We start from the raw sequence: 20814 nt of genomic DNA, 5'->3' as shown, positions 1-20814 counted from the left end.
TTCCCGATCGCAAACTATGCCCGGTTTTGTTTTCTGAAAAACATCGTAATAAGTATAATCACCTACGATTATATTGGGATTTGTGATGATATTTTTGAGAAAGCATAATCTTTTTTGTCCGTTGAGCGGATATTTTTCGTTTTTATCTGGTCCTGTTCCTATAATAATTTATTTGTTATAAAAATTCATCTAAATTCCATGCAGAAATATGTTCAATTCCCTCATTGGTGGAAATTTTATAGTCGTCTATACCAGGGTATAGAGTAATGATTTCTTGGCTACACAATTTTAGGAGTAACAGAGGAAGTCAGAAAGTCTTGAATGTAAATGTGCTCTATCCCCTCAAAAGTATTTTCGAATGAACGTTCGCTAGATACTACAATTTTTGGATAGTTGTCTTTTATCTTCAACTAGTGTTTGAAAAATGTTGTGTACCTTATCTTAAGGTGCAATATATTTTAGTCTATGTTCCAATAATTCGAGCGTTTGATTGTATTTTTTGGGCTCGTCACCGTTTTTATCAAAAAGTAGTCCACCGGAGATATAGTTGTTAGGAATCAATATAATATGCTCTTTATAGATCGTGTAATATTTGAATGCAGACCATTTGAGGGTTATACAGGCCTGAAAATCGCTTAATTTTACTAACTCTTCCGATAGTTCAATAATGTACTCCGAATCAGCTTTCTCATATTCATCCGCTATTTCTTGCATCTTTTTATTATGTTTTTTCCAGGAGAAGAATAATTCTGTCGCACTTAATATCATAAGGGAAAAGCAGAAGATGGCTATAAAAATGTAGGGGTTTTGCATCTCGTCGCGTTCTCCAACCGCTATCCCGAGCCCCAGGAAAATAACAGCCATTCCCAGCCAGCGTATTAACTGTTTTTTCCTGTTGTTCCAAGTATATTGCCAGAAAATCCTGTTGGAACGTATAAAAACCTCCTTGTTAAATGGGGAGTCGAATCTTATTTCCTCCATACCTGTTTCTTGATTTTTTATTTATACTTCTTTTGGAAGAAATTTATATGGTTTCTAAGGATAATGGTACTATCTATTTTTTTCCGAAAAATGCGCCGAAAATGCTTCGGGTGATGGTTCTGCCGAGTTGCGAGCTTATTTGCCGTGTGGCACTTCTGCCCACTTGCTCCAGCAAATCGCCCACGATGCCACGTTCTTCTTTCTTCCGGCGGGCTTCGGCACGTCTTTCACGTTCGGCTTCGGCTTGCAGTTTGCGGGCTTCTCTCTCTTGACGGATACGCTCTTTCTCGACTTCTGCCCGCTCACGTTCTTCGGCAAGCAGCTCCTGCTTTTGGGAAAGAATTTCGAAAGCGGATTCCCGGTCGACCAGTTTTTCATACACTCCATAAATGAGTGATTGCTTCATTATCTGGTCCCTTTCTCCTGCCGTAATCGGTCCGATCTGGCCCTGCGGCGGCAGGATATTGGCGCGTTGCACCATTTGGGGCGCACCTTTTTCATCGAGAAACGACACCAGCGCCTCACCGGTGTTCAGTTGTGTGATAGCCTCTTCCGTGTCGAATTCCGGATTGGAACGGAACGTGTTGGCTGCTACTTTTACCGCTTTCTGATCGTTGGGTGTGTAGGCGCGGAGCGCGTGTTGCACACGGTTTCCGAGTTGTCCGAGAATTACGGGCGGAATATCGGCGGGGTTTTGCGTGCAGAAATAGATGCCTACACCTTTGGAGCGGATAAGTCGGACAATTTGTTCCACCTTTTCGAGCAACGACTTGGGCATATCGTTAAACAGCATGTGTGCTTCATCAAAGAAAAAAACCAGTTTAGGTTTGTCCATATCGCCCACTTCGGGCAAGTTGTTAAACAGGTCGTCGAGCAGCCAAAGCAGGAAAGTGGTATACATCCGTGGGGAGTTCATCAGCTTGTCGGCAGCCAAAATGTTGATTACTCCTCTCCCTTGTTCCGTTTGCATAAAATCGGTAATCACCAGTTCGGGCTCACCGAAGAATTTGTCGGCGCCTTCGCTTTCCAGGCGTAGCAGCGCGCGTTGTATGGCGCCGATGCTTGCCGGAGAGATGTTCCCGTATTCGGTGGTGTATTTTGCCCGGTTGTCTCCTACGAACTGGATCATTTTTTGCAGGTCTTTCAAGTCGAGAAGCAGCAGGTTGTTATCGTCGGCAATTTTGAAAACCATAGTCAGTACCGCTCCCTGAGTTTCGTTCAGTTGCAGCAGTCGTTCGAGCAGCATCGGCCCCATTTCGGTAACGGTTGTCCGCACCGGATGCCCCTGTTCGCCGAAAACGTCCCAGAACCTCACCGGGAAGCCTTTAAACTCAAATCCCTTTTCGCCTAACTTATAACCGTCCACGCGTTTGGCAACGCTTTCCTTGTTTCCGCCTGTTCTTGCCACGCCGGAGAGGTCGCCTTTCATGTCGGCGGCAAAGACGGGCACTCCCATTTCGCTGAATGTTTCCGAAAGTGTTTGCAAGGTGACGGTTTTTCCTGTTCCTGTGGCACCTGTTATTAGTCCGTGGCGGTTTGCCATTTTGGGGATAAGGCAAACTTCAGCCTCGTCGTTGATGGCTATAAAAGCGCGTTTGCTGTTGTCGAACATAGGTTTGTAAAGTTTTAGTAGGTATGATGGACACAAAGTTAAGGAAATATTTGAAAAAGATGTGTGAAGTTCAGAGAATAATGGTATTACAAAATTTGCCGGGACACAGGGTTAAGCATATAAAGTTTAATTGCCATCTTGTATGATATAATGCCTCGTTAAATCTTCATTTATAATAAAGATAGTCAATAAGTTACGCTTGATCCTTAAAAGTACCATACTCTGCTGAAATTCAGCGAATTATAAGAATCGTTTTAATAAATTGCCGAAGTGTTGATGATATACATTCACCACAATAACTCTCAGTTAATGAATTTCTATTTAAAGTATGAGAAAAATGTTGAAATATGCGAAGTTACTGATTACACTTGGATTAATTATCGTTGTTACAGAAAACTTTCTCCATATCACAAAAGGTCTCTACAATTGTATATGCAGAAGCACGAAAGCATAAAAAATTGAGAGAAATATTTTAGTCAAAACTCCGCTTGATCGGTACATGGAATAGGGAGTATTAAATAGCACTGAACAAAATATATTGCAGATTTATAAGAAATTAGTAGTAATTCACGATAACCTGTTTACCCATTTTTTTGAGATTTTCAGATAATGTTTCAACTAGTTTCAACTTCATGGTTAAATCAATAGGTTGTCCTTGATGAGCTTGGTTAATACTCTGACCAACGAAAAATTCCACATCAGTAGCTTCTTCAAAAAGAATGTTGCCCAAGAGTGAAGCACCATCCTTCTTATTACTGTGCTTAGGTGTTAAATCGTTTACTGATAAATATTTTGCTGACAAATCGAGTAAACGGCGTAATGTGAGTACTCCTTCTGTTGTTAAATCTATTCCTTCAATATATCCGATAGGTGGAACATCTTTGTCGTGAAATTCACAACTTGTCCTTAACGGTTTATTTAAATATCGCGCAACTATTTGGGAGCTGGTGCCACCGCAAACTACTTTTTTACCCTCTTTCGAGAGAAACATGGCTACACAAGCATCATCCTTCTCTTTGTCTACCGGTGGTCCCACCATTAGGTTAACCCGCTTCCTTTTTCTAGCTTTTACTACTGCTACGGTGGTATCATCGCCAGGTTTGTCAAGATAAAGATCGTTACAAGCTGCAGCAATATTACATGCGACGCAACGGGCCGACATCGGGGAGTCAACAATTCGGTTAATGTATTTGATAATATCGCTACGTCCCCAACCGAAATTCAATATTTTTCCCACGCCCGCATGCAGTACACCATCGGACATCATAATTGCCATATCGTCTTCTACCATGTGTAATTCGCTTTTGTAAACCTTTTTGTCGCAAATAATATATTCATTCCGCTTCAAATCCTCACATCGTTTATTATGATAATAAATAACTTGCGGATTGTCGAATTCCATCAGGAAGCCCTCCCCTGATTGGTTTACATGGATAACGGAAAAGGTGGAGTATGCAATTCCTCTCACCTTGCATGTAGGGAGTGATTGAATAATGGTTTCTATGCTTTCTTCTATGGATATATTGTTGGAAATCATGCAGCATAGAATTTTCGAAGTAAGTGTTGCCAGAATATTTGCCTTTACCCCGCTACCCAGGCCGTCAGCGAGGACAACTGTGGTAAAACCATCTTTCTGAACCGACTCTACTTTGTCGCCACACAGCTCTTCTCCTGTTTTATTAAGAGATGTGTAACCTGTTTCAAGATAAAAACACATAGGAAATTTTATTCTTTCTTATAAATATCTTTCAATTTTAATAATGCTACTTTTGTTTCCGCTGTTGTTTCTCCCAGTAGCGATGCAATTTCCTGTGCCACACGCATCTGTTTGCGAATTACGGCATCGGTTGTTTCAAATGTTTCTAACTTCATTTTTGTAAGCTTATCATCGTATTCCACTTTAGCGGTAACATCTCTCATCATGGCAAAAAGAGCTCGGTGTTCTTTTAAGATATTAATAGAAATATCTACATATAATTGGGTTTTGGGGATAAAATCTTTTAATATCTCTACATTTTTATTTTCCCTGTATGCATTCATGAAATCTGCTGTATTGAAGAAATCAACGGCCAACCGGCCTTTTAGAGATTCTTCTTCAATGCCAAACATCTCTTTTGCCTTTTTGTTGATTTCCAAAATATGCATGGAATCATCTAATACTACTACTCCATCGGCAGTGTTATGAATGATTTCGTACGACATAGATTCTGCCCGCTTTCTCATATATGGCAAGCAAATTTCTATTTCGGCGTAGCCATTAAGAACTGCCCACGCTTTATCCCGGCAAGATTTGTATCCGCAAGAACCACAATTTAACTCGTCTTCAGGACCGAACTTCCCTGTTTTGGCAAGAATAGTTTTAATTTCTTCCTCTGTTCCAATCTTACTCTTGTCCCTTATGCGTGGATAATTTTGAAAAAAACTGATATTCTCTGTATTCTGATTATCGTTAGTGGTAGATGAATTAATCTTTTCTTTTTCTTTCTGAACATATTTTTTTACTTCCAGCGTGGCTTTTATGCTCCCTCCTTTACTTTTAAGAATACATGGACCGTTTACACAGGAATTCTGACAGGTACTCAACTCCAGAAAAACACCCGAAAGGGTTTCAATATTCTCCAAAACCTGTACACATCTATCGGCTCCATCTACCGAAATATATTCGAAACCTTCGGGTAGGGATTCAAAAGATTTGATGATTCCCTGACTTACCGGGAAGGATTTTGATAAATTAATATGATTGTCGGCGGATTCGTTAAATTCAAAATGAGATATCTCTTTCGGAACAATGTTATTCTCTTTAAACATAACATCGATATCTTCAAATGTGAGTACTCCGTCAATAAAACCGCTCTCCCTGGCCTCACGTTTTTTTGCTATGCAAGGGCCAATGAAAACAATACTTGCGCCAGGTATGGCCATTTTTAGCATTTTGGCATGGGCAACCATGGGAGAATCAACAGGTGCTAAATATTTTAATGCTTTTGGGTAATACATCTGTATCATACTGCAGGCGGCAGGGCAAGCAGAAGAAATAAAATTTATAAACTTGCCCGATTCCATCAATTTTTCATATTCTTTTATTACGGCTTCTGCCCCTATTGCAGTTTCATGGGCATCGCAAAATCCAAGTTTACACAATGCTATACGAAACGGCTCAAAATCAGTCACATCAAAATTTGAAACAAATGAAGGAGCTACGCTAGCTATGACTTTAGAATTGGTCCTTAATAAAATCTCTACTTTATCTCTTTCGCTATGTACAATTTTAGCGTTCTGCGGACACACTAGCGTACACTTTCCGCATAAAATACACCTGTCTTTTATTATTTTTGCCTGATGATTAATGATATCTATAGCTTTCACGGGACATTCACGCAAACATAAATAACAATCCTTGCATTTTGCATCCTTAAATTCAAGATATTCAAACATAGAGTTTTCTGATTTAAATAGATATTGCTGGATAAATTTCATTAACGAAGAGCGCTTCGAAATTTTTTGAATTTACATTGTGCAAAAAAAAATTTTCTCCCGTTTTTTCAATTCTTGGCTCTTTTATTACCTCCACTGAAACTCCTTTGGAACATGAGCCGAGGCAAAAACAGGCTTGCAGCTCTATAAAGTCTTCTGCATTATATTTTTTAAGGAGTTCTTTCGCTTTTGTAATTACATCATAAGAGCCTTTAATATGGCAAGAACTTCCAACGCATATACGTATGCATATCATAACTGAGTGGTTTTTTCCGGTTATAAAAATTGAACCCACCCGAAAAAGTCACTTTTTTATAAAACAGTTTTAAAATACCGGTAAGCTATTTATCTAAAACTCTGATTCCAGACATTTTCAATGAGATCAAAACTAATTGTAAAGATAAATATATTTATTCAGATAAATGAAAATTTTTCGTTATGAAAATATTATTTCAAATTAATGTTTATCGTAAACTTGATTTGTTAAATATATTATCCGGGATAGTTTCATTAAACAGTATTTTTGTAATATTCACTCGTGTACCTTTGCCGTTTTTAAGAACATCTCTATAGAGAAATGACATCGGGAACCATCGGCCTCCAATTTTTTGAACCTTGGAAAAGGTGATTTCTTTAAGCTGCTTGCCACTCTTTGCAAATAATTGTGCCTGTAGCATTACAAAACGTTCTTTGTCTACCCATATTTTTTGCGAATGGTAGTTGATATCAGAGACGATTGCAGTCAGAGTGAGCTCCCAGCATTCCCGCCCGTCAATGGTCTGTTCACCCGTAACCTCAGCTTTGTATTGGTCAATCAGTCTCTTGTCGGTCATCATATCTTCGTAGCTTAAATCACTTCCCATAACCGATTGGCGCAGCATGTGCCCAGAAATTTGAATGGTGCGGTCAGTTGTAGGTGAATATACCCAAAGCTGCTTGTCAAGTTTGAGCATCTTCGTGCCTTTTTCACGAGCTGGTGCGAGATATTCGGTGAATGATTTTCTGTCGCCTTCCGTCCATATTTTCATTTCCATGGTTCGGGTTGCTCGAGCGGAATATATCTCCATCGTAGCAGTCATTATCTGTGTTTGGGCAGACATGTTTTCATCAACCTTGTCTAATATTGTATTAGCATCGGGTGTTTGTGAATTTACTGCCATAGTAAGCATAAGCATAAACAACAGAGAGTGCGTTCGCATGTTATTTTATTGTCTAAATGTAATATCTTCCTGTCTAATTTTCCAATTCCTTGAATAATTTTGCCGTTTGCCGTTTGTAAATTCCCGCTCCTGCAAGTAGTGCACCTACAACAGTGGAAATGAGTCCCGGTATAAAACCGATAACCAAGGTAGCCGGTGTTATTTTTGCACGGATAATATTGGAAATCATCAAATTCGATCCTTTAGATATATTGGTTATATCTAAACCGTACGTTTGTAAAAGCCAGGCGAAAAAAAGCCCTAATGCAGTGCCGGCTGCCGATCCGGCAATACCCACCAATATGGTCTCCATTATCAATGAGCGATAAATCTCCCCCTTGCTTTCTCCAATAGCAAGGCGAAGCCCAAACTCGCCATAGCGGCGCAACCCGCTTATCAATCCGGTGTTCCATAGAACTATAGACATTGCAAATATGAATACTATAATTATAATATTGGAAAGATTGTTAATAGTTGTATAAGACATTCCTGCAATGTTTGAATTTGATAACCTCGACATCACAGGAGTAAACTGGCCTGGTTGGCGTGCGTACCGTTTGTTGAAATCCGATACTATTTTTCCTGCTTTACGGTTATCATAAGTGCTGTTCCCCAGAAAACCAAGGATCTGATTTGCCGCATCTTCCATATTCAATGCTTCTTGTGCATCATTCAGATCGACCATTATCATACTCTTGTCAAGTACATTAACACCAAAATGCAACGTGCCGGCAACCGAGAGGTTGTACATTGACAATTCGCCATACATTGTTGTAGATATGAGCGTTATGGTATCATTAATATTCAGGCACATCTTAGTGAACAGTTCGTCGCTAATCAGTGTTTCTCCCCGTTTTTCGGGGAAACGCCCTTTTTTCAACAGTGAATGCAGCTCCATACGGTTAATCTCTTCGTTTGAGTTTATCAAGTTGAATGCCATCCCCTTCACATTTCCCTGAACGAGCGTGTTCCCAAGACTGTCAGGCACATCGAGTATGCTGCTAAAGAAAATTCTTTCTGTCCAAATACATTGAGGATATTGTTGTTGTAAGCTGGTCTTCAGCATATTTACGTCTATTAATGCAAAGTCGAGAGGCATTTGTGATTTATTGGCTGAATAACCACGTGTTTCAACACACAAGTGACCAGTGTTGAAAGCAGCATTTTTTTCGAGACTTTCGCCCATCACACCTCCAACGTATGCTTGCATAAAAACTGTAATCATTACCCCTAAAGCTACCACAATAAGCGGGAATAAACTTCGGTTGGGGTCTCGCAATAACCCTTTCAATAAAAACTTTATCATTGAACTTTTCCTTTAATGGCATCTGCAGGGTTCATCCTTGCAATTTTTCTTGCAGGGAGATAGCTTACCAATGCTGTTATTATTATCATAAACACAATAGATACCATAATGAGGTTAAGCGAAAAAAAAGGATAGATCTTATCCGGAATAGTTATGCCGAAATCGCTCGATCCTGAAGGCATTGGTATTCCGTTGATGGCATAATACAGACACACCGGAATTCCGTATATTGCGCCGAGCAAAATCGCCAATACGGCATTGATGGCTCCTTCAATCGTAAAAAGGTGCACGACCTCTTTTTTGGTCATCCCTAAGGCGATAAACGTTCCTATTTCGCGTTGGCGCCTGAAAACGCCAAGTGTTTGAGTGTCGAAAACGGCAAGCAAGCCCAACAGAAGAAAAATAATGTAAAAAATACTTTGGCCTACTTTTTTTGTTTGAAGCATTTCGCGCAGCGATTGAGTAAGCTCCTCATCACTTTTAAAGGCCCACCCGTCTATTTGTTCTGCTTTTATATTTTTTGATTTTATCATTATTGTTGCATTTCCTGGTTTCAATAACATTTTCTGGAGTGATTCAATTGAGATCCATATCTGTCCGTTGTCCACAGAAGAAACAAATGTTTTGAAGATACCTGTAATTTGAATGTCTTGTGCTTCGAAGGTGCCGTTTGCATCGCGCCAGCGCAAAATCACTTCATCGCCTTTTTTCAATCCGCTTTGCCGTGCCATTCCTGTGCCGATAATGGCCGGAATAACTTCGCTGTCAGGTTGGCTTTCCAGTAAAGTAGCCGGTAGTGCCAGCAGTTGCTGTCCGGGACTTATACCTTTTATTAGCACCGACATACTTCGACCCGAAGGAAAAATTGTACCGATCGCAATTAATATGGGTTCCAACAGCCCTTTTTTATCCGCAGATTGTAATTCCGAGGGAATTAGAGCTGCCGCACTATCTAGAGTGAACGGGTCGTAAGGGTCGTATGCGGCGCTCCAATACTGTCCGCCTGCTATTTCCCATTTTATTGTGTCGTATATAGCTTGCCGGTCCCATCCTTGCATCATTCCCTGCATAAATATGATCAGCATAAAAGCGATGGAAAGGACAAAAACCGTAAGCCACGTTTTCAATCCGTTAGCCAAAATGTTCCGTATGGTAAGTTTGAATAATTTCATTGCATTACTTTCTCGTCTTTTACAACCTGCCCGTCTTCCAATCGGATAATTCGCTTGAGATAGCTTATTACTTTTTCGTCGTGGGTAGCAAACAGAAAGCAAGTTTTCAGCTCCTCATTAAGTTTTTTCATTGTTTTTAGAATGTGGTGCGAGTTTTCTGTATCCAGATTTGCAGTAGGTTCATCGGCAAGCACCAGCTGAGGACGCTTTACCATGGCGCGGGCAACAGAGACACGCTGCGACTCGCCTCCCGAAAGTTGCGGTGGGCGGGAGTTTATCTTTTGGCTTAAACCTACCCATTCAATCGTTTCCAGCACTCGTTTTTTTCGTTCTTCGGCAGACAAGTTGAGGAGAAGGAGAGGAAATTCAACATTTTCAAAAACAGTGTATACGGGTAATAAGTTATAGCTTTGGAAGATAAACCCAATTTTATGTTTTCGTAATTGAGCTGCTTGAACTTGCGTGAGGTTATTCACGCTCTTGTTGAGGACTGTAACACTACCTTCTGTAGATTTGTCTAAAGTCCCGATAATGTTAAGGAGGGTGGTTTTACCCGAACCGCTTGGTCCCACCAACCCAGCAAATTCTCCTTCGTTGAAAGCGATGTTTATGTTGTTCAACGCGGTGAAAAAACTGTTCCCGACCGGATATTTTTTAACAAGATGTGAAACTTCAACAATATTTTCCATATGAATATTTTTTATATTTTCAATAATATACTGATGTCACAGGTTGCATTGAATGCCTGATATATCTTAAAAAGTATAATTCACCATTAACTGAACACCTTTTCCTGCGAACAGGTTATGTTGTGTGACTTGCATTGAAGCGGCAATCAGATCGATTTCGGGATTCCAAAAACCAATCAGATAAATATCAAGGTTGTCATACGCTCGTTTGTAACTAAGGTAATTAAACCATAAACATTGCTCGTCGATGTAAAAAAACATAGCGGATACGTCGTCGAGGATTGAAACCGGATAGTTAAATATTGCCCCCACAATTACAATACTTTTGCCATTGATAAAAAAACTGTTGCCCATATGGTAGCGAAAATATTCGGCCGATATGCCCAATCCGTTTCCAAAGGGAAGTGTATAATCGGCTCCGATATTCAGAAAATCCTGATGGTGAGGTAAGTTATAATTATTTTTTTGTGTGATGATGGAGCTCGACTCAAACCAGAGACCGACGACAGCATCCCATTTTCCGTCAATACCTATGCGTGTTTCGTTGAAACGGGTTTTGCCGGCAGTTGACGGAAGAGCTGTTTTTACATCCGTTTTGCGATAATGCGTTGTAAGAGCTATTTCTCCTCGCCCGAGAGGGAACTGGAGTCTTCCGCCTGTTTCGGGAATCCATCGCACCGACCCCAGAAATTCAAACCCTTTAGGTTTGTCGTTACCGATTAATGACCAGAACCAAATATTGGCGTTATTTTGGAAAAAATACCGTCCCAACAGTGCATAAACTCCATCGGTTAGCTGGAGCGGATCACGCACATCTATGCGATCGAACCACATTAGCGGGCGGAACATTTTTCCCGGACCGAATTTGATATTTTGCAAACCGCCGCGCAGCTCCCAATTGTTTCCTGAATAGCGCAACCAGGCACGGTAGGGTTTCAGGGTACATACGGTGGAATCGTGCTTAGTCCCTGAAAGATGAAATTCCGATTGTAAATTTGCTGAAACAGCAGTATCAAATTTCCCGTAATTTCCTATAAATGTAGGTACGAAACGTGTGCCTAATTGCATTTTAACAGGATTGGGAAACTGAAAAACCGACCAACAGGAGAGTTGTCCGCCAAACGAAACCGGTGATTTTTCAGTTTCCGGTTGTTTTATGGAAACTGAATCGGTTTTCTCTTGTGCGAATAGGCAACAAGAAACTCCAAAAGCAATAGATAGAGTGCATAGCTTATTCATCTTTCTTCCTTTTGCACCGGTGTTATTCCATACCTAAAAGAGTAGTTTAATTGTAATCGCTAAAAGAGCATAATGCTTATCGCATGCAACAAGTGCCATTAAAACGTATAAACATCTTTTATTTAGCTATATGCATATAGCAGGGATAGATGCGATAATTAAGTAAAGGTAAAAATATAGTTTACTTTTTTGGAATATGACACCCTTAAATAATGTTAATTGCGGGTTTTGGTAAACCAATGGTAATAAGAGGTTTTGGTAAGCCAATGTTAACGAAAGGTGTTGAAAAAACAATTGTTACAAAATGCATATTCATTACAACAGATATCGTTACAACAGGCAGATAAACATCATTATTTCATCTGTACTGCGCTTTTGAATATATCGATGTATTCCCTCCGAAAAGTCTCTTTCATCATCATGCCAAAACATATATTGATATTCAGTGCATTATAAGTAATTATTTTTGATACTAAGGTCTTATGAGCAGACTCATCAATTAAATCGGGGAGTAAAATTTGTTTTTTAGGTAGTGATTGGCAAGTATCTCACTGAGGTATTAGTGCTATCACGAGTAACAATATGGTTTTTAGGTAGTGATTTACAGAACAGTTGATAAATATTATGAATATTGTATATATTGCATTGAAGATTATTGTAAATTTGTTTAATAAATAACTTTTTCAGTGTTATTTTTAATACTCATAATTTTAATGAAAAAATATTGTTTTACTGCGGTGCTTGTCTTTATTGCTATGACTTCTGTTCATGGGCAGTCAAAAACGGGCATTTGCGACTCTCCAAAGACACAATATGCAGAACAATACAGTGATATGATACCAATGCTGAAACTATGGGACAGCAAAGAATAGAAAGGCAATAAAAAAATAAACATGTTATACTCAAGCACTATACTTCTAAAAGATGATATGAATAAATTGGCTGCCTTGGGACAGCCTTTTTTCTTTGTTATTAATTATGAACAGACAGAAGGTTATATCGTGTCCGATCCGCTTTATCAGGACGAAATATTTTTCAAGTTTCCAGAAGCCGGGAGAAAACCTTTTTCTTTTTCCCCGACAGATACATATTTCAATATAATCCCCAATAATTTTGAAACATATAAGAAGAGATTCGATAAATTACAAACATATCTGATGCAGCAGAAAATATTTTTGGCAAATCTGACTGAAAGGACAGAAATTGAAACGGAACTTTCACTTGAAAATATTTTTGCTTTGAGTGAGTCTCGATATCAGATTTATATACCCGGCAGGTTTGTATGTTTTTCTCCTGAGCGCTTTGTCAAAATTGCCAGTGGAATAATTTCTACCAATCCCATGAAGGGGACAATTGATGCAGGTATTGCAAATGCAGAACAAATTCTGTTGGAGGATGAAAAGGAGATAAACGAACATAAGGCAACCGTAGCTTTAATGAGCAAAGAGCTGGGTGCGATCTCCAAAAATGTTCATGTGTCGCGCTTCAGGTACATTGATCGGTTGAATACAAACAGAAAGGATCTGTTGCAGGTCAGTTCGGAGATAGCAGGAGAGCTTCCGGCGGATTACAGGCAACATATAGGCGATATTATTTTCTCTCTTTTGCCCGGAGGCTCTATTACTGGAACGCCCAAACACGAAGTATTGGAGATATTGGGTGAGATAGAAGGAGTTGAAAGAGGCTATTATTGTGGAGTTGCCGGTTATTTTGATGGTGAAGATCTGGACTCGGCTGTTTTAATTCGCTTTGTTGAACAAGATGGTAATAAATTTTATTTTAGGAGTGGAGGGGGAATAACCATCGATAGTGTTTGTAAAAAAGAATATCAGGAAGTATTGAATAAAGTGTATCTGCCTTTTGTATGAAACGGCCTGTTTTCATTGAAACATTGAGAATTGAAGAGGGAGTTATTTACAATCTCAATCTCCATCGGGAGAGAGTGCATGAAACCGCTTTCTTGCATTATGGTACGAAGCCGGAAATAGATATAAACACCTCTCTGATACCTTCTCATTTAAAAGGGAAAAGAGTTAAATGCAGAATTTTGTATGATGAGGATATCATATCTGTAGAATTTTTCGCTTATGAATTTAAAACAATTCGTTCATTGCAGGTTATTGAAGACAACAGCATCACCTATTGTTATAAATCTGTTGTCAGAGATGCTTTGCAAAATCTTCTTATGCAAAAAAAAACAGCCGATGATATTATAATAACAAAAAATGGGAATATTACCGACAGCTCATTTAGCAACCTTGTATTTGAATCGTCAGATGGAGCGTTGTTTACTCCGGAAACATATCTGCTTGAGGGGACCAAACGGAAATTTTTACTGAAAAACGGAATTATCAGAGAAAAAAAGATAACGATTGACGATTTATCATTGTACCAAAAGGTATATCTGATAAATGCTTTGATTGATATTGAAGATAATATTTCGGTACCAGTATCTTCAATTATTTTATAATTGAAACCATTCGAGCCCCCTTGAAGCACTTTCGTTGCAATAGGACCAAAATATATGATGATATTCAATGCATTATAAGTATTTTTTATATGTGGCTTTCTAAGCAGAGCCACCATTTTGAATAAAGTTTATTTTTTGTCCGGTTTAACAGATATTTAGCCCTTATACCTGATGACAATTTGCCGGTAAAGGCTCAATCAGTACGGTGCATATAATGATTATTTTCCGGTGAGTGTATCAGTAAGTCATAGCGAAAATAAGATATGATCACTCTTTTATTATTTTTCTCGGACTGATCATATTTTCCGGCTTAAGAATATCATCGAGCCGCTCCTTATCCATCAGACGTAATTCAAGGATCAACTCATAAATGCCCTTTCCCGTTTTCAATGCTTCCGACGCTAGTTTGGTCGAGTTTTCGTAGCCCAGATAGGGGTTCAGCGCCGTCACCAGCCCTATGCTGTTCATTACCATCTCCCTGCACCTATCTGCATTTACTGTGATGCCAGTGATACATTTTTCGCGTAGAGTATGTATTCCCTGAATCAGTGTTTCAATGTTCTCCATAAGTGAGAAAGCGATAATCGGTTCCATTACGTTAAGCTGCAACTGCCCTGCTTCAGAGGCCATGGTCACCGTAAGGTCGTTACCTATAACCTTATAGGCTATCTGATTAACTACCTCCGGAATTACCGGGTTTACCTTCCCCGGCATGATTGACGATCCAGGCTGCATCGGAGGTAGGTTGATCTCGTTTAATCCCGTTCTAGGCCCCGATGAAAGAAGACGAAGATCGTTGCATATCTTTGACAGTTTCACTGCCAGCCGTTTAATAGCCGCTGAGTTCATAATAAATACTCCCGTGTCGCTGGTAGCTTCAATCAGGTTTGAAGCCGGCACCAGGTCTATTTCTGAAATTTTTGCCAGGTAGCAGGTGCACACTTTCGCATATTCAGGATCGGAATTTATTCCCGTGCCGATAGCAGTGGCCCCCATATTAACCTCGCACAACAGTGTCCGGTTCTGTTCCATTCGTTGTATCTCCTCTTCCAGCGTCACAGCAAATGCCTCAAATTCTTGCCCCAGAGTCATAGGAACAGCATCCTGAAGTTGGGTACGTCCCATCTTAATTACATCTGAGAACTCTTTTCCCTTTTCACGGAAAGCCTCAATTATTTTGGTAACTGCGTCTATTAATCCACCTATACCCCTATAGAGCGCAATTTTAAGTGCTGTAGGGTAGGCGTCGTTTGTAGACTGGGAAAGATTTACATGGTTGTTTGGGTGACAGTACTGATATTCCCCCCTTGTATAACCCATTAGCTCAAGTGCACGGTTGGCTATTACCTCATTAGCATTCATATTGGTTGAAGTACCCGCACCTCCCTGAATCATATCCACCACAAAGTGGTCATGTAGTTTACCCTCTTTAATCTCTGAGCATGTTTTTACGATGGCATCTTTTATTTTCTCGTCCATCAAACCCAAGTGATGATTTGCCATTGCCGAAGCGGCTTTCACATCAGCCAGGCCTTTAATCAGCTGTGGGTAGTGATATAGCTTGGAGCGGCTTATATTGAAGTTCTGTACAGCCCGCATGGTCTGTATTCCGTAATAGTACTCCACCGGTATTTCCATTTCCCCCAGAAGATCGTGTTCATGGCGGTTTATTCCACTTAAATTCATTGCTATTATGTTTAAAATTAATTTATTCCAAAAATACAACTTTTTTGTAACAGAAACGATGAAATCTGATTAATTAATATGTTTTCTTCCGATTAAGTTTGCCGAAGGCGAAATAGTTTATTCTTATTAATTTTCCTGTTAATTCTTTCGGGTTTAAGTTGGCAAGCTGCTGCAGTTGAATTTCAATTCAGGATACTTTTTACACTGTATTACATTTTATTGGTTGAACCACTTTTTTATTGTTGTAGGGTTGCTGGCCACAAAATAGTCGTCGGGTAAATCTTTTGTGACCAAGCTGACCCCAGCTACTATTATGAAGCAGTATATGACATTTACTCAATTTTAAACAGGACACTCGCGATAGAAAATATTATCTGTAATAAAATGCAGACTGATATCTAACGATGCCTGTTTTACCTGTCATCATTAAATGTGAATCGCTTCTACTGAAATTCTTTTGTTTGAAGTTAACGGTTTAAGGGTTGTCTGTCATATAGAATATCAGCTTACTGCCATTCATAATATCCTTGTAGGTGATGAATTTTTTGTCATAGGGTTGCCCGTTCAGTTCAATCCTCTCAACATACATGTTTTCAGCAGAGAGGTTTTTTGCCTCCATGGTGAAATACTTTCCATTACCCACATTTAATGAAGCTTTAGGTATCTGCGGGGCACCAAATACCAGTTCGCCGCTCACAGGATTTACAGGATAGAATCCCATGGCAGAGAACATGTACCAGGCAGACATCTGGCCGCAGTCGTCATTACCAATAAGTCCATCAGGTTTGTTCCGGTAGAAGTTGGTGGTGATTTGCCGTACCAGTCGTTGAGTCTCTTCCGGCCTGTCGAGGTATGAGTAGATGTATGCTACATGGTGACTCGGTTCGTTACCATGCGCGTACTGCCCAATCAGTCCGGTCACATCGGAAAGTTTACCGGTAGTCTCTTGGGTTGTGTTAAAGAGGTAGTCGAGTACTTTGCCTGCGGCCTCTTTCCCTCCCATCAGATCAATGAGCCCTGGGATATCCTGCAACACATGCCATGTATATTGAAGTGCATTCCCTTCAGTATAATGACCTCCAATATTCGAGTCGGCGTGTGCCAGCTCATAAGGGTCGAACGGTGATAGCCAGTCGCCATTCGAGTTTTTAGGACGCATGCTGTTGGTCTCTTTGTCGAACAGGTTCCTGTAATAACCTGAACGCTTCATAAAGAACCCATGGTCGTCAGTTTTGCCCATCTTTTGTGCCATCATCGCGGCAGAGTAATCATCGAAGCCGCACTCCAGCGTACGTGAAACCGATTCCAGCTTTATTGTGTCATAAGGGTAGTAACCATACCTATCGTATAGGTCCCAATCCGATTTCGGATGTTTACTTTCGGTAACCGATTTTTTAATCTGACGGAAGGCTTTTTCCGCATCGAAGCCATCAAATCCTTTGAGAAATGCATCAACTATCATAGGAATAGAGTGATTCCCGATCATAGTATAAGTTTCCTGCCCCATAAGTGCCCAGATGGGCAGGTGCCCTTTTTGCCCGCTGTAGTCTATCATTGAGTTTACCAGGTCCGGTATTATTTCCGGACTGAGAATGGTGTACATGGGAAAGGCTGCACGGAAGGTATCCCACTGAGATAGTGTGGAGTAGTACTTCCCGGTGGGCGACAGGGATACTTCGCGGTTTGGGCCTGTATATTTACCATCTGTGTCGGCAATATTGTTGGGCTGGATGTAGAGGTGGTAAAGTGATGTGTAGAAGTTTGTCTTTTCGTTATCTGTGCCCTCTATTTTTACCCGCGAAAGATATCTGTTCCACTCCTCTTTTGCATTTTGGCGCACCTTTTCAAAGTCCCATCCTCTCACCTCGGCTGTAAGATTGCCTTTTGCACCTTCTATACTTGTCCTTGACATGGCGACCTTCATTTTTAAAGTAGTATCGGACTGCATATCGAATGTGAGGATATAGCGCGGAGCTTTTTCCCTGGGATCACGAGGATCGAGTCTCTCAGAAGAGAGTATCGGCTTGTTGAACTCAATCGCGAAGTAGTAGGTTCTCTCTACCCACTCAGTACGGCGGGTGTAGCCGGTAATCACCCTGTTACCTTCGAAGTTAATCTTATTATCGAGCACATGGGTGAAAAGCTTCTCTTTTTGCCATACCAGCCCGCTCTGGAAGTCCGCCAGCAGGTTGGCTTTTTTACCCGGGGCAAAAGTGTATTTGTGAAAAGCTACGTGTGGTGCGGCTGTAATCTCCACATCTACTTCGTTATCTGAAAGTTTAACCGCATAATAACCAGGAGAGGCTTTCTCGGTAGCTTTGTCGAAGCTGCTGCTCAGGTCGTTACGTTTCTCCCCTGAGAAGGGCTGCATCAGCAAATCGCCCAGGTCGACACATCCTGTACCGTTAAGCCGGTTTTGAGAGAAACCGTTTATACGTTTGTCATCATAGAAATAACCGGAACAGTATTCCCATGAAAAGTTACCTGTCTCCGGTCCCGGTTGCATCATTCCCAAAGGATAAGCCGCCCCGGGAAAGGTGTGTCCCGTGAAAGCAGTTCCTATAAATGGATTTACATATTTAGTGAGGTCTGTCTCATTTGAAACAGAGTTTTTTTCGTTTTTCATTGTGCACGATGCAGTAAATAACAGCAACACGCATATTAATATCGTTTTATTCATAACATTTTCTTGTTTATGCAAAGCAAAAGATCTTTTCCGTCGATTTGTTTTTTTCTGTATTCAACTAATCTCCTTTTTTCGCCCGTTTTGTCTCCCAGACAAAATAAGTAACCAGTCCGGTAAAGGCAAACAGTGCTACTATCTGTGCTCTTGTTCCACCTGGGTTTGCCCACAAACCAATATTAAGAACGTCACTCTTCCCTGTGAGAAAGATGATAAGGGCTCCCAATACTCCAAATAGGGCAGCACCTGCAATAAATCCTGAAGAGATAAGGATGGCACGCTGATGACGGGAATTATTCAGCTCTTTATCTTTTGTGCTTTTATTTACCCAGTGATTCAGCAATCCGCCTACAATAAGAGGGGTATTCAAAGGAAGTGGGATAAACATCCCGAGCGCAAAGGCCAGTGGAGACACCTTCAGCCAGTTCACCAGTATGGCTATTACAGCTCCAATACCCAGTAACGTCCAGCTTACGCCGCTGCCTGCCATCAACGGCTCAATGATTGCCGCCATGGCATTTGCCTGAGGTGCCACCATGGGATTAGGATGCTCTGGAGTAGCAACAAACCCATAAGCTTCGTTCAGAATAAAAATAACAGCGCCTACGGTAGCTGCGGAGACAAGTGTTCCAAGAAACTTATACGATTCCTGTTTTGCCGGAGTGGAGCCAAGCCAGTAACCAATTTTAAGGTCGGTAACAAACCCGCCAGCCATGGAGAGCGCTGTACAGACAATCCCTCCGATAATCAAGCCGCTGACCATACCCTGCCAGCCTTCCAGTCCCACTGAAACCAGGATTACTGATGAAAGTATCAAGGTCATAAGAGTCATGCCTGAAACGGGGTTAGAGCCTACTATGGCTATGGCATTTGCCGCAACAGTGGTAAAGAGAAAAGAGATTATGGTGATGGTGAGTAGCGCAACAATCGACTGCACTAATGTAATCTTAACTCCTGTGATAAGAAAAATAAAAACAGCAACAAGTGTAAGGAACAGAAATAACATCACAAACGACATTTTCAGATCCCGTTGTGTACGTTTTATCTCAGTTTTGCCAGTAGCTGCGACACCTTTTTTTCCTACTGCAAGCTTGAAAGCACTTCCAATCACGCCTGAAGATTTGATGATGCCGATGATACCTGCCATTGCTATAGCGCCTATGCCTATCGGACGTACGTACTCAGCGAAAATCTGTTCTGCCGTCATAGCAGCGAACGGATTTACACCCCCACTTGCGGCAGCTGCCAGCGTTCCAATCTCGTTTACCATTGGTATTAACACCAGCCACGAGAGTAACGAGCCGACGGTAATTATCAGTGCAAAACGCAATCCTACCAGATAACCAAAGCTAAAGATGAGTGCACTTACATTGAATTTCAATACCATCTTAAACTTTTCCGCTAGCATGGCACCAGCAGGAATTATTCGAGTTGTAATTTCTTCGCTCCAGAGCCGGAAAGCTGAGAAGCAGAAATCGAATAATCCTCCGATGAGCCCGCTTGTAACCAGCAAGCGTGCCTGGCTTCCCCCCTTCTCACCGGTCATAAGTATCTCTGTAGTTGCGGTAGCTTCGGGAAAAGGAAGTTTTCCGTGCATATCTTTCACGAAGTATTTCCTGAAAGGAATGAGGAACAGTATTCCAAGGAATCCCCCGAGGAGTGAAGAGAAAAAAATCTGCCAGAAGTTAATCTGAATTTCGGGATACCTGGCCTGGAGGATATATAGTCCTGGAATTGTGAAGACTGCTCCGGCAACAATCACACCCGATGATGCGCCAATGGATTGGATGATGACATTCTGCCCAAGTGCATTTTTCTTACGGAAGGCTGCCGATGCCCCTACAGCAATGATGGAGATTGGGATAGCTGCTTCAAACACCTGACCTATTTTCAAGCCTGAATAAGCAGCTGCAGCCGAGAAAATAACTGCCATCAGCAATCCCATTCCTACTGCCCATGGGGTGGCTTCTTTCACTGGTTTATCTGCAGGCATTACCGGACTGTAATCTTCCCCCGGCTTCAGCTCCCGATATGCATTGTCGGGCAATTCTGTAATTTTTCCTTCTTTCGGTTCCATTGTTCATTTGTTTTTAATTCTCATTTTTGATTCTTCCATTATATCAGCTTTGTGTGACAGGTTTTTCGTGTATCGTAACTTCAATTCGTAATCCAGGAATCTGAAACTCCAAAGCTGGCCAGGTTTCACAAATTTTTGCCGAAAATACAAAAAAAACCGTAAAGAGAAGCCTGGTTTCATAATTTTGTATTAAATTCATAGCTTTTATATGGTCGTGAGAGCTCTC

Annotated in this window: 16 protein-coding genes and 1 pseudogene; 3 read left to right on the top strand and 14 right to left on the bottom strand. The window is 40.8% G+C overall.

Translation table 11 applies throughout. The features are described from left to right. Window positions 1-45 precede the first annotated feature (45 nt). From KDN43_RS16625 to KDN43_RS15035, 11 genes and pseudogenes are all read right to left on the bottom strand, one after another. Window positions 46-162 (bottom strand): annotated as a pseudogene (locus KDN43_RS16625) (chloramphenicol acetyltransferase); the annotation flags it as partial. Window positions 163-441: 279 nt separating this feature from the next. Continuing rightward, window positions 442-981: a hypothetical protein gene (locus tag KDN43_RS15080; protein ID WP_238867429.1), complete on the bottom strand. Its 540-nt coding sequence runs from the start codon at window positions 979-981 to the stop codon at window positions 442-444. Between the two features lie 73 nt (window positions 982-1054). Beyond that, entirely contained in the window at window positions 1055-2629 is a 1575-nt protein-coding gene (locus KDN43_RS15075; RefSeq protein ID WP_407681772.1) for a helicase HerA-like domain-containing protein, read from the bottom strand. A 520-nt stretch (window positions 2630-3149) separates the two neighbouring features. Further along, a complete protein-coding gene (locus KDN43_RS15070) occupies window positions 3150-4310 on the bottom strand; it encodes a SpoIIE family protein phosphatase (RefSeq protein ID WP_238867428.1) in 1161 nt (386 codons plus the stop codon). Between the two features lie 8 nt (window positions 4311-4318). After that, window positions 4319-6028 (bottom strand): [Fe-Fe] hydrogenase large subunit C-terminal domain-containing protein, encoded by a 1710-nt coding sequence (locus KDN43_RS15065; protein ID WP_238867427.1) that lies wholly within the window; start codon window positions 6026-6028, stop codon window positions 4319-4321. A gap of 13 nt (window positions 6029-6041) precedes the next feature. Then, on the bottom strand, window positions 6042-6362 hold the full coding sequence (locus KDN43_RS15060) for a (2Fe-2S) ferredoxin domain-containing protein (protein WP_238867426.1): 321 nt from the start codon (window positions 6360-6362) through the stop codon (window positions 6042-6044). Window positions 6363-6531: 169 nt separating this feature from the next. Beyond that, window positions 6532-7266, bottom strand: coding sequence for an outer membrane lipoprotein-sorting protein (locus KDN43_RS15055; RefSeq protein ID WP_238867425.1), 735 nt, complete (start codon window positions 7264-7266; stop codon window positions 6532-6534). A 34-nt stretch (window positions 7267-7300) separates the two neighbouring features. After that, window positions 7301-8572 carry an ABC transporter permease gene (locus KDN43_RS15050; RefSeq protein ID WP_238867424.1) on the bottom strand — a complete coding sequence of 424 codons (1272 nt, stop codon included), beginning with the start codon at window positions 8570-8572 and terminating at the stop codon, window positions 7301-7303. Beyond that, window positions 8569-9744, bottom strand: a complete 1176-nt coding sequence (locus tag KDN43_RS15045; RefSeq protein WP_238867423.1) for an ABC transporter permease — start codon at window positions 9742-9744, stop codon at window positions 8569-8571. Before KDN43_RS15045 ends, KDN43_RS15050 begins: the two co-directional genes overlap by 4 nt. Beyond that, the gene (locus tag KDN43_RS15040; protein ID WP_238867422.1) at window positions 9741-10433 is read right to left on the bottom strand and encodes an ABC transporter ATP-binding protein; all 693 of its coding nucleotides are present in this window, start codon (window positions 10431-10433) and stop codon (window positions 9741-9743) included. The genes KDN43_RS15045 and KDN43_RS15040 overlap by 4 nt, the downstream gene beginning before the upstream one ends. A 66-nt stretch (window positions 10434-10499) precedes the next feature. Further along, a complete protein-coding gene (locus KDN43_RS15035) occupies window positions 10500-11672 on the bottom strand; it encodes a hypothetical protein (protein ID WP_238867421.1) in 1173 nt (390 codons plus the stop codon). Window positions 11673-12385: 713 nt separating this feature from the next. Here KDN43_RS15035 and KDN43_RS15030 point away from each other — a divergent pair. From KDN43_RS15030 to KDN43_RS15020, 3 genes are read left to right on the top strand one after another with little or no spacing between them, the layout of a single operon-like run. After that, complete coding sequence (locus tag KDN43_RS15030) at window positions 12386-12544, top strand: hypothetical protein (protein ID WP_238867420.1); 159 nt, start codon at window positions 12386-12388, stop codon at window positions 12542-12544. A 21-nt stretch (window positions 12545-12565) separates the two neighbouring features. Then, window positions 12566-13540: an aminodeoxychorismate synthase component I gene (locus KDN43_RS15025; protein WP_238867419.1), complete on the top strand. Its 975-nt coding sequence runs from the start codon at window positions 12566-12568 to the stop codon at window positions 13538-13540. After that, entirely contained in the window at window positions 13537-14142 is a 606-nt protein-coding gene (locus tag KDN43_RS15020; protein WP_238867418.1) for an aminotransferase class IV, read from the top strand. Before KDN43_RS15025 ends, KDN43_RS15020 begins: the two co-directional genes overlap by 4 nt. Window positions 14143-14409: 267 nt before the next feature. Here KDN43_RS15020 and aspA read toward each other — a convergent pair whose 3' ends face one another. The 3 genes from aspA to KDN43_RS15005 form a co-directional block, all read right to left on the bottom strand. Continuing rightward, entirely contained in the window at window positions 14410-15828 is a 1419-nt protein-coding gene (aspA, locus tag KDN43_RS15015) for an aspartate ammonia-lyase (protein WP_238867417.1), read from the bottom strand. Between the two features lie 475 nt (window positions 15829-16303). Continuing rightward, window positions 16304-18508: a GH92 family glycosyl hydrolase gene (locus KDN43_RS15010; protein WP_238867416.1), complete on the bottom strand. Its 2205-nt coding sequence runs from the start codon at window positions 18506-18508 to the stop codon at window positions 16304-16306. 64 nt (window positions 18509-18572) lie between these two features. Further along, complete coding sequence (locus KDN43_RS15005) at window positions 18573-20588, bottom strand: OPT family oligopeptide transporter (RefSeq protein WP_238867415.1); 2016 nt, start codon at window positions 20586-20588, stop codon at window positions 18573-18575. Between the last annotated feature and the right edge of the window lie 226 nt (window positions 20589-20814).

This window comes from Proteiniphilum propionicum (genome assembly GCF_022267555.1).
Taxonomy (GTDB): Bacteria; Bacteroidota; Bacteroidia; order Bacteroidales; family Dysgonomonadaceae; genus Proteiniphilum; species Proteiniphilum propionicum.
Note: the sequence above shows the minus strand (reverse complement) of the source record. Positions and strands in the feature narration are given on the sequence as shown.

What these genes read in the sequence shown, in the direction of transcription:
- KDN43_RS15080 (WP_238867429.1), bottom strand. Translation starts at nt 981, where the DNA reads ATGGAGGAAATAAGATTCGACTCCCCATTTAACAAGGAGGTTTTTATA.
- KDN43_RS15070 (WP_238867428.1), bottom strand. Translation starts at nt 4,310, where the DNA reads ATGTGTTTTTATCTTGAAACAGGTTACACATCTCTTAATAAAACAGGA.
- KDN43_RS15065 (WP_238867427.1), bottom strand. Translation starts at nt 6,028, where the DNA reads ATGTTTGAATATCTTGAATTTAAGGATGCAAAATGCAAGGATTGTTAT.
- KDN43_RS15055 (WP_238867425.1), bottom strand. Translation starts at nt 7,266, where the DNA reads ATGCGAACGCACTCTCTGTTGTTTATGCTTATGCTTACTATGGCAGTA.
- KDN43_RS15050 (WP_238867424.1), bottom strand. Translation starts at nt 8,572, where the DNA reads ATGATAAAGTTTTTATTGAAAGGGTTATTGCGAGACCCCAACCGAAGT.
- KDN43_RS15045 (WP_238867423.1), bottom strand. Translation starts at nt 9,744, where the DNA reads ATGAAATTATTCAAACTTACCATACGGAACATTTTGGCTAACGGATTG.
- KDN43_RS15040 (WP_238867422.1), bottom strand. Translation starts at nt 10,433, where the DNA reads ATGGAAAATATTGTTGAAGTTTCACATCTTGTTAAAAAATATCCGGTC.
- KDN43_RS15035 (WP_238867421.1), bottom strand. Translation starts at nt 11,672, where the DNA reads ATGAATAAGCTATGCACTCTATCTATTGCTTTTGGAGTTTCTTGTTGC.
- KDN43_RS15030 (WP_238867420.1), top strand. Translation starts at nt 12,386, where the DNA reads ATGAAAAAATATTGTTTTACTGCGGTGCTTGTCTTTATTGCTATGACT.
- KDN43_RS15025 (WP_238867419.1), top strand. Translation starts at nt 12,566, where the DNA reads ATGTTATACTCAAGCACTATACTTCTAAAAGATGATATGAATAAATTG.
- KDN43_RS15020 (WP_238867418.1), top strand. Translation starts at nt 13,537, where the DNA reads ATGAAACGGCCTGTTTTCATTGAAACATTGAGAATTGAAGAGGGAGTT.
- aspA (WP_238867417.1), bottom strand. Translation starts at nt 15,828, where the DNA reads ATGAATTTAAGTGGAATAAACCGCCATGAACACGATCTTCTGGGGGAA.
- KDN43_RS15010 (WP_238867416.1), bottom strand. Translation starts at nt 18,508, where the DNA reads ATGAATAAAACGATATTAATATGCGTGTTGCTGTTATTTACTGCATCG.
- KDN43_RS15005 (WP_238867415.1), bottom strand. Translation starts at nt 20,588, where the DNA reads ATGGAACCGAAAGAAGGAAAAATTACAGAATTGCCCGACAATGCATAT.